Below are 15,906 nucleotides of genomic sequence, written 5' to 3'. Positions count from 1 at the left end.
TGTCAACATTGGAGTTGATATCCAAAGAGAAGAACATATTTGGCGACATGTATTATTACATTCGTGATTCGAATGGAGTGACCACTCGAGTCTATGAAAATGATTTGGCCGCATTTTTGAAAAAGAATGGTGTAACGGAATTGAGAAGAGGCAGGGCTTATCGATATCCCAAAAAGCGGAGCATGGAACGATAATTTCTCTGAAAGGAACTACAGTAATGAGCTATGTAAGCAAGGAACAGATCGAACGTGCAAAGCAATTGGATCTGCTCACCTATTTGCAATGGTTCGAGCCATACGAACTGGTTCGTTGCTCACGCAACGCTTATTCAACCCGAACCCACGACAGCCTTAAAATTTCCAATGGAAAATGGTTCTGGTGGTCGCGAGGGATCGGCGGGCGCTCGGCATTGGATTATCTCATTAAAGTACGAGGCCTATCGTTCCCCGAAGCGGTATTGCAAATTGACGATAATCCGCCCGTCCATATATCTTCGGCAGCGCCAGTTGTTCAGCAGGATTCTTCACTTGCGCAGTTGGAGCTTCCCGAAGCGAATGAGAATTCAAAACGCGTCATCGCTTATCTCCGAAGACGTGGCATTTCTCGCGATGTAATCAATTTTTGTCTCCATTCAGGCCGCTTATATGAAAGCCGAATGTACCACAATGCGGTTTTTGTAGGTTTTGACTTGGAAGGCACTCCACGTTATGCTGCGATTCGAGGGACGACCCAGACGGGCTATATGGGTGAAGCGCCAGGCAGCGATAAACGGTATTCGTTCGCTATACCGGCTGATGACAACGGCAACAAGTTGCATCTGTTTGAAAGCGCGATTGACCTATTATCGTACTGCACACTTTCGGAACATTCGGGGAGAGGCTGGCGACAATTGCATCAACTTTCATTGGCTGGGATATACAGTCCAAAAGAAAAAAAGGATGAAGGCGTTGAACCAGCTGCGCTCACCAATTATTTGCAAAACTATCCGCAAGTGAAGCACCTAGTTCTGCATTTGGATAACGATGCACCAGGTCGTTCAGCGACAATGATGATTCAGCAATTACTCGGTGATACTTACTTGATTTCCGACGATCCACCTATCGGGAAAGACGTAAACGACGACCTGAAGGTCTATCTTAAACAGCGCGAGGATGCGACCCGATAGCGCAGTTCGGCACATTGGTATTCAGATCGGCGTCGTGCGAAAGTAGAAGTGGCATCAATATTTTGATTCCGAGGAGGCGGGACATGAGCGAACAGGACAAAATTGTACAGGCTGAGGAGATTGAAAAAGTACTGTTGGAGGCAGAGGAACAAGCGCGAAACAATCCGACACGTTTAGACCATCACACAGTGATGGAGAGTGTACGCAGGGAGATAGGCAAGGAACGTTGATGGAAGCCAACCACTATAACGTTTCGACAAAAGACGCTGAGAAATCAGCGTCTTTTGTCGTTTCGATGCCCTCCTCTTTTTCCCGGCAGGTGGCTTTCAGGGCAACGCGAGACGAATGTCTCGTGTTGCAGCAAGCACTGAATTTGGTCTCCCAAATTCGCTTGTTAGGGGCAAGCCCCTAATACCCCTGTCTCAGCAGCATGCTGTTTTATCAAGAATGGAGGTTTTATTTGTTCTCTTGAAAAAGGAGTGAACATGATGAGAAGACGAGCGATTCGTATTCAGGTATGGGTGAATAATGATGAAAACGCAAGACTCCAAGCGAGTGCCAAAAAATCCGGGCTTTCGCAGGAGGGTTACATTCGATCTTTAATTAATGGCTATGTCCCGAAGGCGATGCCGCCAACGGACTATTTCGCGATGATGCGAGAGCTGCACGCTATAGGTAATAACCTTAACCAACTCGCAGCGAAGGCTCATGCGACGGGACATCTGGATCGGACGTCTTTTCAAGAGGAGGCTGACCACTTGCGCCGCGCCGTCCAGCAGATTCAACAGGCTGTGACAGCACCGGAACCAAGAATCGAGCCGCAAGGAAATCCTAGCGTACATCCACCTTAAAGGGGACGGCGTATGATGGCGACAACCGCAATATGGGACGTTACCGACCGCCTAAAGCGTGTGCTGGATTACGCCACCAATCCCGACAAAACCGATCAAGCGCGTGTAGCGCATGACGATTTGCAGCAGGTGCTCGCTTATACCAGTGCGGACGCCAAAACGGAAAAACAGCTTTACGTGAGCGGGATCAATTGCGATCCGCTTACCGCCTACGAACAAATGCAGCGAACCAAACGACAGTATCAAAAGACCGATGGCATCCTGGCTTTTCACGGGTATCAGGCATTTGCACCGGGCGAACCGACACCGAAGGTGGCACATGCCATTGGTGTTAAATTGGCGCAGGAGCTATGGGGAGAACGCTTTGAAGTTGTTGTATCGACCCATTTGGACAAGGAGCATTTGCACAATCATTTCGTATTAAATGCTGTGTCGTTTTTGGACGGTAAACGCTACTACGATAACAAAGCCTCATACGCGCTTATGCGGCAAACATCCGATCGACTGTGCCGGGAGCATGCCTTATCGGTCATCGAGCAGCCGGAACCGGGTAAGGCCAAACATTACGGAGAGTGGAGAGCGGAACAGGAAAGCAAGCCGACTTGGCGCGGCTTGATTCGCGAGGACATCGACGCTGCTATTAGTGCAGCCATGACGATAAGGCAATTTTTCGCGATCCTCCAAAAGCAGGGGTATGAGGTGAAGTCAAACGTCAAGTATTTGGCGGTACGCCCGCCAGGCAAAGAGCGATTTGTCCGATTGCGCAGTCTTGGCGACGAATACACGGAGCATGCGATAAAAGAGCGTATTCTACAAAACCAGCTTCCGCAGCGTCAGCCACCCGTACCGTTGCCGCGGCGCAGACGAGCCGTTATTGTTCGCAGCACACTACACATCAGGCGTAAATTTAGCGGTTTGCAAGCCTTGTATTTGCGTTACTTATTCAAAATGGGGATTCTGCCCCGTACCCGTGCGTCCCCTAAACGGACGTCTTTTTTATTGCGTGAAGACTTACGACATCTAGCGGCCATCACGGAGCAGACCAAGCTGCTATGTCGTCAACGGATCTCCAGCAAGGCGCAATTGACAGATTATCACGATGGACTGCAAACGGAGTTGAAACAAGGATACGGCTCTCGCAAAATGCTGTACAATCGCATTCGCCGCTGCCAGGATCCCGAGCAAATCGAATGGTATAAATCGCAGATTGCCGAACTTTCCCGTCAGCTCGCGAAGCTACGAAAGGAGGTGAGGCTCTGTACGGGCATCCTTGCCCGATCCGACGAACTGGCAAACAAGCTGCAACGTAACGAGGAAGACCAATTGGCACGAAGGGAGGCAAATGTCCATGAGCAGCGGAACCGAGGCGGCCGATCAGGTCGTCAGCATGAGTCTGCGTGGCATTGAAGTCATGGCGAAAATTTCCGGCGAAGGCGCAAAGCATCTGGCCGTTTATTTGTTCGCCGCCCTGCAAGGGCAAAAGCGAACAAGGGGCCGTGTTCGTTTGGAAAGCATGCTGCGCAGTGGCAAGGAACTGAAGGTGTTTGCAGTGCGAAATGAAGACTTGCCGACTTTTTGCAAAGAAGCGAAGCGCTATGGAGTCCTCTATTGCGCGCTGCGTGACAAGAAAAACGTGGACGGGCTTTGCGATGTGATGGCACGGGCCGAGGATGCGTCCAAGATCAACCGGATCGTTGAGCGTTTCAAACTGGCGACCGTAGATACAGCCAGCATCAAGCAGGAAATTGTGAAGTCTCGCAGCGAGAGGCATTCGGACGAGAGTAGAGGGGCGGCGCAAGAAATGGAGCAAGTATTGCCAGCGCCCGAAGACGGGACCAGCGAACCTCGGGCAACAAACGAGGGGGCAGTGAGCGAAGATTTTTTGGACAATCTGTTGGGAAAGCCCGAGCCGGCAGCGGAGGCTCAGCCGGTAAACGAGCAACAGGGAACCGATCATCCGGCGGCCGAGGAGTGGGAGGTCGGAACGGAACCAGATCGTCCGCGCCCCCTCCCACAGACACAAGAGGAGAGGACAACGGAACCATCCTCTCCGTCCGCGCCTACCTCCGAGCGCAACGCGGCATACGAAAAGGTTACGATTGACCCTGAAAAGCCAAATGAAAAAGTATCCATTCGTCAATTACTGCGTGAAATCCGGGAGGAAAACCGGGCAGCAGAGGCAAGGCGGCGGCAACCGGAGCAGGAACCATCGTTGCCTAAGCGCAAAAATCGCAGTAGAGCGGCGTCCGGCAGTAAAGTATCCGTCCCAACAACCGGGAGTCGAAAGCGAGGGAAATCCAAATGAGCGAACTGGACGAGTTATTCCAGCCCCAAGCCTCTGCAACATCCAGTCAGCGTGAGCAGACATTCGATAAAGATGCATGGGCGCAAAAAAAGCAAGAACTGCGGCAGTGGACGTATGAGACGATTGATGCTGCCACAGCCGTCATTGCTAAAAACGGTGAACAATTCCAGCACTATCTGGACGTACAAAGCCGTTTTGATCTCTATAGTGTCGCTAATGCGCTGCTTATTCACACTCAGCGCCCGGATGCCACACGTATTGCTGATTTTGAAAGCTGGAAAGAACAAGGCGCCTATATTCGTCGCAAGGAGACCGGTTTTTACATTCTGGAGCCAGGCGAGGAATACAAGCGGGAAGATGGGAGTACCGCGATAAGCTACAACCCAAAGAAGATGTTCGATGTTGCGCAAACAACCGCACCGAAAAAAGAGCCGCCGATCTACCCGGATGACCGGACACGCATCAAGGCGTTGATGGATCGTTCACCAATTCCGATTACAAATGGAGATGCCTTGCCTGCGGAAGTTCATGCGCTCTATCAGCCGGATACCCGAAACATCGTGATACGTCGTGGACTTGGGGCGGGTGATATTTTTCGGGCGCTCGCGCAGGAGTTGGCGCATGCGGAGATCGATAGCGGCCGTAACGACTACAGCCGTTCAGCTTTCAATTTCCAGGCTTACTGTGCTGCGTATATGCTTTGCAAAAAGTTCGGCGTCGAGACGGCTTCTTTTCGCTTCGGTCGGGTTCATGAACGGCTCAAGGATATGGAGCCACAGCAAATTCGAGCCGAGCTAACGGTAATGAAGGATGCGGCACACGACATTTCCCGCCGTATGCACCGCATGCTGGCCCAACAGCGACAGCAGCAACCGAATCGTAGCGATTCTACCCGCTAGATGTGGCATGAATCTACTTTTCATTATTCTGTTGGGAGGAGTGGCAATGAAAGAGGAAGAACGCATCCTAAGAATGGATCAGTACGAGCACGGCATTGTCATCAACGCTTTGAATGTGTTGCGCAACGATTTGATCGGTCAGCTGCGGCCGACTGATCCTGTTGACGATTTATTGCTCAAAGCGATTGACGCTCCCTATAAAAAAATAAAGCGCCGGAGTCATCATGCGGCGCGCTGAAACCGCAAGGAGTAATCTTTTACTCTTTGCGGTTTTTTTTATTCCTGTCGTGTGGGCGGCTCTGCTTGCCGCCCCCGCTTTGTCAAAGGGCTTACCCGAACTGCTGCTGCATCTTAGCGTAGCGATCAATCATCCTTTTCAAATTCAGTGGGTCGATGATACGCCGCGAAGTCTGTTGCTGTTTACACTCATTTACACGGTTTCGGTTGGCGTATATCTGGCATCTCCGCGCAATTATCGTCGTCGTGAAGAACATGGCAGCGCTAAATGGGGGAAAGCGAAACAAATTAATGCCAAATATCGAAGCAAGCAACCGGAGCAAAACAAAATTTTGACGCAGCAGGTTCGTATCGGCTTGGACGGCCGTAAGCATCGCCGAAACCTGAATGTCCTTGTCGTGGGCGGTTCCGGGTCTGGGAAAACACGGTTTTACGCCAAACCGAACGTCATGCAGGCGCATACGTCCTTTGTTGTGCTCGATCCCAAAGGCGAGATCTTGCGCGATACCGGGCATCTGCTCAAGTCCAAAGGCTATGACATCAAGGTGTTGGATCTCATCAATCCGCACCGTTCGCATGGCTACAATCCCTTTGCCTATTTGCAAGACGACAAAGATGTTCTCAAGCTGGTCACCAACCTGATCCGCAATACGACACCAAAGGGCAGCAATACAAGCGACCCCTTTTGGGAGCGCTCCGAGACCGCTTTGCTGGAAGCGCTTGTGTTATACCTCCTATATGAAGCACCGCCCGAGGAGCAAAATTTCCCAATGGTTATGGAAATGATCGCGGCTGCAGAGGTGCGAGAAGAGGACGAAACATACCAGAGTCCACTTGATGAACTGTTCGAGCGGTTGGCCATGCGCGACCCGGAACACCTTGCCGTCAAGCAGTACAACATTTTCAAGCTGGCGGCGGGCAAGACGGCCAAGTCGATTTTGATTGGCCTCGGCGTTCGGCTGGAGAAGTTCAACCTGCATACGATTGCGGGGATGAGTATGGTCGATGAAATGGAATTGCCCGTTATGGGAGAGAAGAAGACGGCGATGTTTGCTGTCATTCCTGATAACGACAGTAGTTTCAATTTTATTGTTGGCATGTTGTATACGCAGCTTTTTCAATGCCTGATGTACGAGGCGGACTACCGCCATGGCGGGCGTCTCCCGATTCACGTTCACTTTGTCATGGATGAGTTCGCCAACGTGGCGCTTCCCGACGAATTTGACAAACTGCTCTCCACGATGCGCAGCCGGGAAATTTCCGTCTCCATCATTTTACAAAATTTAGCGCAGCTCAAAGCGCTGTACAAGGACGCATGGGAATCGATTGTGGGTAACTGTGATGAATTTTTGTACTTGGGCGGTAACGAACAGTCCACCCACAAATACGTCTCGGAGCTGCTTGGCAAGGAAACGATTGACACCAATACCTACGGTCAGAGCAAGGGAAGGAACGGCAGCTACTCGATAAATTACCAGCAATCAGGCCGTGAATTGCTCACGCCTGATGAGGTGAGGTTGCTGGATAACCGCTATTGCTTGCTCCTTATTCGTGGCGAGTATCCAATTCAAGACGACAAGTATGATTTGCTCAAGCATCCTCATGTTTCGCTCACGACGGATGGCAACGGTCTTCCCTACCAACATGGTGGGACAGAGCACGCTTTGGACTGGCGATCCGTGTTCCTCCATGAGGACGGAGATTATGAGCTTCTGTCGGAAGAAGAAGTAGAGTCGCTATTTTTGCGAAGGGAATGATGATCTTGAAATTCAAAACGAAACGGCTACTGGCCCTGTACATCGTTCTAATCTTAACGGGGACTATATTCGTCTCCACCGCTTATGCAGAGGGCGATCCGATGACGACAATCAACAACCTTTCCACTTTCATTTTCGGCTTAATCCGGGCAATCGGCATGATTATTCTTGGTTTTGGGATTGTTCAGATTGGGTTGTCGCTAAAGTCCCATGATCCGTCCCAACGTGCAAATGGATTTCTGACGCTCGCCGGAGGAGTCATTATTACGTTTACAAAGGAAATTCTTACCCTGATTGCCGGATGAGCTTGAAGCTTTTGCATAAGGGGGGCGGACGATTCGTCCGTCCCTCGTTTACGGAAGGGGTGAGAATATGGCAAAAAACAGTTGGGTGATCGACAATCTCGAAAATGCTTTGGATACCTGGAACGATAAGATGAATGAAATCTGGCAACTTGTTACCCAATCGCCAGCGGACTTTAAGGGCGGGGGTGTTTGGAGTGTCATCATCAATATTCATGGCGCATTGCAGGCGACTGGACTGGCGCTTCTGGTCTTGTTTTTTCTGATTGGCGTTGTGAAGACGACCGGCAGTTTTGCTGAAGTGAAGAAGCCGGAGGTGGCCGTCAAGCTGTTTATCCGCTTTGTGCTAGCGAAAGCGGTAGTAACTTATGGGCTGGAATTGATGATGGCTCTATTTACGATTGTACAGGGGATCATCTCGACGATGATGGGACGTTCCGGATTCGGAACATCAGAGGCAATGGCCTTGCCGGATACGATAGCGCAAGCGATTGAAGACGTGGGCTTCTGGCAAAGCATCCCGCTATGGATCGTCACCATTCTAGGCAGTCTGTTCATTACCGTACTATCCTTTGTGATGATCCTTTCGGTGTATGGACGATTTTTCCGTATCTATATGTATACGGCAATTGCCCCGGTTCCGCTGTCCGCGTTCGCGGGGGAGCCAAGCCAAAACATTGGCAAGTCGTTCCTGAAAGGATACGCGGCTGCTTGTCTGGAAGGTGCAATTATTGTATTGGCGTGTATTATCTACTCCGCCTTCGTCACCTCGCCCTCGGCTGTCGATGAGGCTGCAGGTGCGGTCACGCTGGTATGGACCTATATCGGGGAACTCATTTTCAACATGCTCGTTCTCGTAGGTACGGTGAAAATGGCAGATCGCATTGTGCGTGAAATGATGGGGCTGTAACGCCACCACACCTTTGCGTGTCTTCTTCGCTCGTTGGTAGACTTATTTCTATGCTTCGCCAAGCAGTTCTCGCAGAGATAAGTCCAACGCAAACATCCAACTTGTCAGTCATTGCAAGACACCATTCCATATAGACATGGAGGCTGACCGATGAAAAGATTACTGTCGCAATTGGAAGCGGAACGCAAAAAATTAAACCAGCTTGGGATCGAATCGTTGGAGCAGGGTATCCCTCTGGCCGAAAATAAGGCGGTTCAGGCGCAAAGTCGGAAGATCGATCAACTGATTGTCCGACTGAATAAAAAAAATGCTGGACGTGGGCAGCATCAGCGATAATGCAGAAGCGAAGGAGGATGTGGTGAAATGGAAGTGAAGATTAACCGGGAAATCCGGGACTATACGGAAAGCTTGTACTTTGGACTGTCCTTGCGGCAGTTCTTTTTTTCTATTCTGGCGGTCGCTGCGGCGATTGGGTTGTACTTCGGATTGCGCAATCACTTCGGACTGGAAACACTCAGTTGGATGTGCATATTGGGAGCGGCTCCCTGTGCCGCATTCGGATTTATCCATTTTCACGGTATGACAGCGGAGCAAATACTGTGGGCATACGTGAAGTCGGAGTTCCTGATGCCAAGACGGCTTGTATTCCGCTCAACCAACATGTACTACGAAGCGCTGAAAGGAAGCTTGCACATGCATGAGCAAGAAAGGATGAAGCGCAATGATTAAGACGCTCAGGCGCACTCTGAAACAGGACAAGGAACGGTCTCCTATTCCTAAAAGCGTACAACAAGCGATCCCGATCCGTGCCATCTGGCCGGACGGGATTTTTGCTGTCGGCAACAAGTTTTCGAAGTCGTTCCGTTTCGCGGATATCAATTACGCTGTCGCATCGCGAGAAGATAAGGAAGCGATGTTCCTTTCTTACTCCGAATTGCTTAATTCGTTTGACAGCGGCACGACGACGAAGATAACGATTCATAATCGGCGGCTTCATCAGGCAGAGGTGGAACGTTCGGTTTTCATTCCGCTTCAGCAGGACGAGCTTGATGTGTATCGGCAGGAGTACAACGACATGTTGCTGGGCAAAGCGACGGACGGCAACACCAATGGGACGATTCAAGATAAATACATCACCATTTCCGTTGTGAAAAAGAACGTCGACGAAGCCCGCCATTACTTCGCGCGGGTCGGTACGGAGTTGACCGCACATTTCTCTCGCCTCGGCTCAAAGTGTACGGAACTTGATGCGACGGATCGTTTGCGCATCCTACACGACTTCTTCCGAATTGGCGAAGAAGCGGACTTTCATTTTGACATGCAGGAAATGATGCGTAAGGGTCATGATTTCAAGGATTATATTTCCCCGGATTCGTTCGAGTTTGCGAAAGACCATTTTCGGATGGGGAACCATTACGGACGGGTCATCTTTCTGCGGGATTACGCCAGCTACATCAAGGACAGCATGGTAGCCGAATTGTGTGACTTGAACCGCAACTTGTTGTTGTCGCTCGATGTAATCCCGATTCCGACCGATGAAGCTGTACGTGAAGTAGAGAACCGTCTGCTCGGCGTGGAAACGAACATTACGAATTGGCAGCGGCGGCAAAATCGTAACAACAACTTTTCGGCTGTTGTCCCTTACGACATGGAGCAGCAGCGTAAGGAGAGCAAGGAGTTTCTTAGTGACCTGACCACGCGTGACCAGCGGATGATGTTTGGACTACTTACGATGGTGCACATCGCGGACAGCAAGGAGCAACTCGATAGCGACACGGAGACATTACTCACGACGGCGCGGAAGCATCTATGCCAGTTTTCCACGCTCTCCTTTCAGCAAATGGACGGTTTGAATACGGTGCTGCCGTATGGGCAGCGAAAGGTCCATGCCTTACGGACACTAACGACCGAAAGTACGGCTGTCTTTATCCCGTTCCGAGCGCAGGAGATTATGCACACATCCGGTATTTATTACGGGCAAAACGTCATCAGCAAAAATATGATTGTTGCCAATCGCAAGCAACTGCTGAACGGAAACAGTTTTATTCTCGGAGTATCGGGTTCCGGCAAGAGCTTCACTGCAAAGCGAGAAATCGTCAACCAGATACTGGCGAGCGATGACGACATTATCCTGATCGACCCAGAGCGGGAGTATTCCGCGTTGGTAAGCGCGTTGGGCGGCGAGACGATTCATATTTCAGCGACTTCGCCGAACCATATCAATGCGATGGATATGAACCGGGATTATGGTGACGGTGCCAATCCGATCATTCTAAAATCGGAGTTCGTTCTGTCGCTGTGCGAGCAGTTGATAGGTGGACACCAGCTTGGTGCGAAGGAGAAATCGCTCATCGACCGCTGTACTGCCGCTGTGTACCGCAAGTATTTGCAGAGCAACTATAAGGGACTGCCACCGACATTGCAAGATTTTCGTGCGGAGCTGCTCAAGCAGGCAGAACCGGAGGCGCAGGACATTGCGCTGGCTATTGAATTATTTACTTCGGGCAGTCTGAACACGTTCGCCAAGCCAACTAATGTCAATGTCCATAATCGGCTTATTTGCTACGATATTCTCGATTTAGGCAAGCAACTTCTTCCGATAGGTATGCTAGTGGTGCTGGACAATATACTGAATCGGATTACGCAAAATCGTGCCAAGGGTAAGAATACGTTTATCTTCATTGATGAAATCTATCTTCTGTTCCAGCACGAATACAGCGCCAACTTTCTGTTCACGCTCTGGAAGCGCGTCCGAAAATATGGCGCTTTTTGTACGGGCATTACGCAAAATGTGGATGATCTCCTGCAAAGCCATATCGCGCGGACGATGCTCGCCAATAGCGAATTTATCGTCATGCTGAATCAAGCGAGCACGGATCGCAGGGAGCTTGCGGAGTTGTTGAACATCTCGGATCTGCAGCTTTCTTATATGACAAACGTAGATGCCGGGAACGGACTACTGAAGATCGGAAGCTCTCTTGTTCCGTTTACCGACAAGTTCCCGCGACACACGAAGCTGTATAGCTTAATGACAACGAAGCCTGGGGAGTAATCAAGCAGAAGGGGCTGATTGCAACAAGATCAGCCGCCTTCTGCAGTGTTATCCATGAACTTGTTTGAGTTTAGTAAGATTGAACAAGTATACTGTCTACTAGTTTCTTTTCTCATACATGAAGTTACTTCAATATTCATAAAGCAGAAAGCTTATTGTATGCTAGGTGCGATTGTAGCAACAATCACATTTCTTAACTCCTATTTGAAATATGTGTTGTATTACTATTAGACAATAAATAGCAGTATTAGTAATGGAACGTCTGAGTATGTAAACGAGGCGATTATAATTTGTTTAAAACATGAACATGTGTTCATAATTGTGAACAAGATATGATCGAATTGTGTGAGGCAGGTGAACAAAAGTTGACTATCTCATGACATCGTATATTTAGACTACGTAACTTAGTTTAATTGTAGTAGCATAATCTTTGAGCTGCATGCATGCCCCCAATTAGAAAGGAAGGTGAACTGAACAAATATGTTCAAGAATGTTAAACCGTGGTTAATTGTGATTATAAGTTTATTTTCACTGATGTTAATTGCAGCATTAGGTATCCGCAGCGACCTCATCATATTAGATCCAAAGGGTCCGGTTGGAGCAATCCAAAAGGATCTGATTATGTACTCAATCTACTTTATGCTTGCTATCCTAATCGTCGTTTATGTTTTATTTGCAATTATAGTCACAAAGTACCGTGATCGCAAAAATTTTAATACTAAAGATTATAAACCGGATATGCACGGTAGCACGAAATTGGAAATCATCTGGACGATCATTCCAATCATAATTGTAACTGCATTATCGATTCCAAATGCAAAGGCTCTCTATGAATTGAAAGAACCGCCTAAATCAACTATTGAGAAGGAACCTATCGTTATCCATGCTACTGCCGCAGACTGGAAATGGATATTTAGTTATCCAGAGGAAAATATTGAAACCGTAAATTACGTAAACGTTCCTGAAGGTCACCCGATTCTCTTTAAAGTAACTGCTGCAGATTCTATGGCTTCTTTCTGGGTTCCGCAGATAGGCGGTCAAATATATGGGATGCCAGGAATGGTAAATGAACTATACTTACAGGCAGATGTGCCAGGAGAATATAAAGGCAGGAACTCTAACTTTACTGGTGCAGGCATGACACATCAACAGTTTAATTTTAATGCCTTAGAAGAAGAGGAATATCAAGATTGGGTGAAACAAACACAAGAAAGTGCGCCAATATTAGTTGAAGAAACTTATGAAAAATTAATGTTGCCAGAAACAGTTGATGAAATGACGTTCTCGTCCACTCATTTGGAATTTGTAGATCATGGTCAAGATTCCGAGTATGCAATGAACATTCGTAAGAAATATGGTGTTGAAGTAAAGGGAATTAAAGTGAAAACGGATGACAACGAAAATAACGAAAATGAAGAGACGGTTTCAAATAATGGTACTCACTCGAACCATTAAGAAGGGACGAACAAGATGTTTAATTTTATAAAGGATAATTTAATTCTAAATGATCCAATGATTCTTGGAGCGAATATTTCCATTTTATTAACCGTGATTGGAATAGTGTTTGCTCTTACTTACTTTAAAAAGTGGAAGTGGCTTTGGACAGAGTGGATAACATCAGTTGACCATAAACGAATTGGAATCATGTATATCATTGCTGCCTTATTGATGCTTTTTCGCGGCGGTGTGGATGCATTGTTAATGAGAGCTCAATTAACAGTGCCTAATAATACATTCTTGTCAGCACAGCATTATAATGAGATTTTCACAACACACGGTACTATCATGATTTTATTTATGGCTATGCCATTTCTACTCGGATTGATGAATGTCGTTGTTCCTTTACAAATAGGAGCAAGAGATGTAGCATTTCCATTTTTAAATAATTTAAGTTTCTGGTCATTCTTTTTTGGAGCAATCCTTTTTAACGTCTCCTTTGTTTTTGGCGGATCACCCGATGCAGGCTGGACGAACTATGCTCCACTAGCTATTGAGGGAAGTCCGGGACCAGGAATAAATTATTATTTACTAGGTTTACAGGTTTCTGGGATTGGTACTCTATTAACAGGTATTAACTTTATTGTAACGATTATTAAAATGCGAGCACCTGGCATGACATTACTGCGTATTCCGATGTTTACATGGACAACGTTGATCACTTCTTTTATTATTGTCTTTGCGTTTCCGATATTAACAGTTACTTTAGGGTTAATGACATTCGACAGATTATTTGATACACATTTCTTTACATTGACTGGCGGCGGAAATCCAATGCTTTGGTCAAACTTTTTCTGGCTGTGGGGACATCCTGAGGTATATATTGTTGTATTACCAGCTTTCGGAATCTTCTCAGAGGTTATAGCAACTTTCGCAAGAAAAACATTGTTTGGCTATAAATCGATGATTATTTCTTTAGTCGTTATTTCAGGCTTAAGCTTCCTTGTTTGGGTACACCATTTTTTTACAATGGGAGGAAGCGCAGCGTTAAACAATGTATTCTCAATAACCACAATGGCAATAGCCATACCTACTGGGATAAAAATCTTCAATTGGCTTGGCACCCTGTACAAGGGCCGAATACAATTTACTACAGCAATGTTGTGGGCGCTAGCATTTATTCCGACATTTATTATTGGTGGGGTAACAGGTGTTATGCTTGGAATGGCAGCAGCAGACTTTCAATATCATAACAATTACTTCCTTGTTGCCCACTTCCATTATACGTTAATTGCTGGAGTTGTATTTGCTTGCTTCGCAGGCTTCGTGTACTGGTATCCAAAGATGTTTGGACATAAAATGAACGAACGAATTGGAAAGCTGGCGTTTTGGTTCTTTGCGATTGGATTTAATGTCTGCTTCTTGCCACAGTTCTTATTAGGGTTTGCAGGTATGCCGAGACGTGTATATACTTACCTTCCGGAAGATGGATGGACAGCATTAAATGTTGTTTCCACCATTGGGGCAGTTGGTATGGGAATTGGCTTTGTGATCTTGGTTTACAATGTAAATTATAGTATGCGTAATGCCAAAAAAGAGACGACGGGAGATGCGTGGAACGGACGCACGCTAGAATGGGCAACCACAACAGCTATTCCTCCACATTATAATTTTGCGGTTCTTCCTGAGATTAAAGAAATAGATGCTTTTTGGCACATAAAGCAGCAGAATAAAGAAACAAAGAAAGAAGACATGGATTATAAACCGATTCATATGCCTAGCAACGCATCTACACCATTTATTATGTCAATTCTCTTCTTTGTTGGTGGTTTCGGTTTAGTGTTTGAATTGTGGTGGATGGCTATAATTAGTGGAATAGGTATACTTGCTTGTATGGTACTACGTTCACTCCGCTCACATAAAGAAGATGAAGGATATTATGTTAGTGTGGATGAAATTAAAAAACTGGAACAAACTTTTCAAAAGGAGGCGTGAGTTTATGGGGAACATAAATAATAGTGCAAGTACAAACACGCCCTTGGAATATCAGTCTGAAACAGGCAAACTGAATATATTTGGATTCTGGATTTTCTTAGGTGCAGAAGTTTCGTTATTTGCTACTTTATTTGCGGCATATTTTGCCCTTAAAAATGGCACAGTGGGAGGTCCGCTTCCCAATGAAGTTTTTGACTTAAATAATACAATAATTATGACGTTGATTTTATTAACTAGCAGTTTCACTTCTGGTTTGGCGATTAATGAGATGAGAAGAAACAACGTTAAATCAATGATTATTTGGTTGATAATCACATTATTATTCGGTTTAGGATTTCTATATATGGAAGTTGCTGAATTTATGCACCTGGTAAAAGAAGGTGCAACACTTGGTACAAATGCTTTCTGGTCTTCTTTTTATCTTCTAACTGGTACGCATGGGCTTCACGTATCACTTGGAATTGGTTGGATAATTTTGATTATAATACAAGTTCGTAAAAGAGGTTTAACACCAGATACTGCTAAAAAGGTTTTTGTCTCCAGTTTATACTGGCACTTTTTAGACTTTGTATGGATTTTCGTCTTTACAGGTGTATACCTATTAGGGATGGTGGGATAATGGAAAATAAAACAGTTAATCGCAATCATTTTCCATGGTCGCAGGTCATTGGTTTCCTCCTATCTATTGCTTTAACTTTTATAGCAGTTTGGGTAGGAAGGAGTTTAGATTTAACGTATAGTGCAATTGTTATCATTGTATTTGCCCTAGCGTTCATCCAAGCGGCCATTCAATTATTTATGTTTATGCACGTATCAGAAGGAGAACAAGGAATTTGGCAAATTGGCAAGATGATTTCAGCTGCTTTTATTGCAATTGTAATTGTTGTAGGAAGTATCTGGGTATTGAACCAAATGCATTGAAATATAAGTAATAAAAGATGGACGTAACGCAAACTATCGCTACTTACATCAAATCGCACAAGCGGACGGCCCATT

17 protein-coding genes are annotated in these 15,906 nt (G+C 46.7%); all 17 read left to right on the top strand.

All coding sequences use genetic code 11. The annotated features are described in order from the left end of the window. The first annotated feature begins 217 nt into the window (after positions 1-217). The 17 genes from KJW29_RS10055 to qoxD all read left to right on the top strand — a co-directional run bounded on the left by KJW29_RS10055 (position 218) and on the right by qoxD (position 15,831). Positions 218-1,165: a DUF3991 and TOPRIM domain-containing protein gene (locus KJW29_RS10055; protein WP_214629690.1), complete on the top strand. Its 948-nt coding sequence runs from the start codon at positions 218-220 to the stop codon at positions 1,163-1,165. Positions 1,166-1,248: 83 nt separating this feature from the next. Next, a complete protein-coding gene (locus tag KJW29_RS10050) occupies positions 1,249-1,395 on the top strand; it encodes a hypothetical protein (protein WP_214629689.1) in 147 nt (48 codons plus the stop codon). A 255-nt stretch (positions 1,396-1,650) separates the two neighbouring features. Next, complete coding sequence (locus KJW29_RS10045) at positions 1,651-2,016, top strand: plasmid mobilization protein (protein ID WP_246608677.1); 366 nt, start codon at positions 1,651-1,653, stop codon at positions 2,014-2,016. Between the two features lie 12 nt (positions 2,017-2,028). Then, a complete protein-coding gene (locus tag KJW29_RS10040) occupies positions 2,029-3,423 on the top strand; it encodes a relaxase/mobilization nuclease domain-containing protein (RefSeq protein ID WP_246608676.1) in 1,395 nt (464 codons plus the stop codon). Further along, a complete protein-coding gene (locus tag KJW29_RS10035; RefSeq protein ID WP_214629688.1) occupies positions 3,365-4,321 on the top strand; it encodes a PcfB family protein in 957 nt (318 codons plus the stop codon). Before KJW29_RS10040 ends, KJW29_RS10035 begins: the two co-directional genes overlap by 59 nt. Beyond that, a complete protein-coding gene (locus KJW29_RS10030) occupies positions 4,318-5,220 on the top strand; it encodes a hypothetical protein (protein ID WP_214629687.1) in 903 nt (300 codons plus the stop codon). Before KJW29_RS10035 ends, KJW29_RS10030 begins: the two co-directional genes overlap by 4 nt. A gap of 46 nt (positions 5,221-5,266) precedes the next feature. Further along, the gene (locus tag KJW29_RS10025) at positions 5,267-5,458 is read left to right on the top strand and encodes a hypothetical protein (RefSeq protein WP_214629686.1); all 192 of its coding nucleotides are present in this window, start codon (positions 5,267-5,269) and stop codon (positions 5,456-5,458) included. Continuing rightward, positions 5,445-7,214, top strand: a complete 1,770-nt coding sequence (locus KJW29_RS10020) for a VirD4-like conjugal transfer protein, CD1115 family (protein WP_214629685.1) — start codon at positions 5,445-5,447, stop codon at positions 7,212-7,214. Before KJW29_RS10025 ends, KJW29_RS10020 begins: the two co-directional genes overlap by 14 nt. Before the next feature lie 5 nt (positions 7,215-7,219). Continuing rightward, positions 7,220-7,519: a glutamyl-tRNA amidotransferase gene (locus tag KJW29_RS10015; protein ID WP_425517514.1), complete on the top strand. Its 300-nt coding sequence runs from the start codon at positions 7,220-7,222 to the stop codon at positions 7,517-7,519. Between the two features lie 67 nt (positions 7,520-7,586). Next, complete coding sequence (locus tag KJW29_RS10010) at positions 7,587-8,426, top strand: VirB6/TrbL-like conjugal transfer protein, CD1112 family (protein WP_214629683.1); 840 nt, start codon at positions 7,587-7,589, stop codon at positions 8,424-8,426. A gap of 150 nt (positions 8,427-8,576) precedes the next feature. After that, positions 8,577-8,762: an aspartyl-phosphate phosphatase Spo0E family protein gene (locus KJW29_RS10005; RefSeq protein ID WP_214629682.1), complete on the top strand. Its 186-nt coding sequence runs from the start codon at positions 8,577-8,579 to the stop codon at positions 8,760-8,762. A gap of 27 nt (positions 8,763-8,789) precedes the next feature. Next, entirely contained in the window at positions 8,790-9,155 is a 366-nt protein-coding gene (locus KJW29_RS10000) for a PrgI family protein (protein ID WP_214629681.1), read from the top strand. Beyond that, entirely contained in the window at positions 9,148-11,478 is a 2,331-nt protein-coding gene (locus KJW29_RS09995; RefSeq protein ID WP_214629680.1) for a VirB4-like conjugal transfer ATPase, CD1110 family, read from the top strand. Before KJW29_RS10000 ends, KJW29_RS09995 begins: the two co-directional genes overlap by 8 nt. A gap of 480 nt (positions 11,479-11,958) precedes the next feature. After that, a complete protein-coding gene (gene qoxA, locus KJW29_RS09990) occupies positions 11,959-12,933 on the top strand; it encodes a cytochrome aa3 quinol oxidase subunit II (RefSeq protein WP_214629679.1) in 975 nt (324 codons plus the stop codon). Between the two features lie 15 nt (positions 12,934-12,948). Next, positions 12,949-14,910 (top strand): cytochrome aa3 quinol oxidase subunit I, encoded by a 1,962-nt coding sequence (gene qoxB, locus KJW29_RS09985; protein WP_214629678.1) that lies wholly within the window; start codon positions 12,949-12,951, stop codon positions 14,908-14,910. Between the two features lie 4 nt (positions 14,911-14,914). Next, the gene (gene qoxC / locus KJW29_RS09980) at positions 14,915-15,529 is read left to right on the top strand and encodes a cytochrome aa3 quinol oxidase subunit III (RefSeq protein WP_214629677.1); all 615 of its coding nucleotides are present in this window, start codon (positions 14,915-14,917) and stop codon (positions 15,527-15,529) included. Beyond that, a complete protein-coding gene (gene qoxD / locus KJW29_RS09975; RefSeq protein WP_214629676.1) occupies positions 15,529-15,831 on the top strand; it encodes a cytochrome aa3 quinol oxidase subunit IV in 303 nt (100 codons plus the stop codon). Before qoxC ends, qoxD begins: the two co-directional genes overlap by 1 nt. The last annotated feature ends 75 nt before the right edge of the window (positions 15,832-15,906 follow it).

The organism is Paenibacillus agaridevorans, from assembly GCF_018604145.1.
Classification (GTDB): domain Bacteria; phylum Bacillota; class Bacilli; order Paenibacillales; family Paenibacillaceae; genus Pristimantibacillus; species Pristimantibacillus agaridevorans.
Note: the sequence above shows the minus strand (reverse complement) of the source record. Positions and strands in the feature narration are given on the sequence as shown.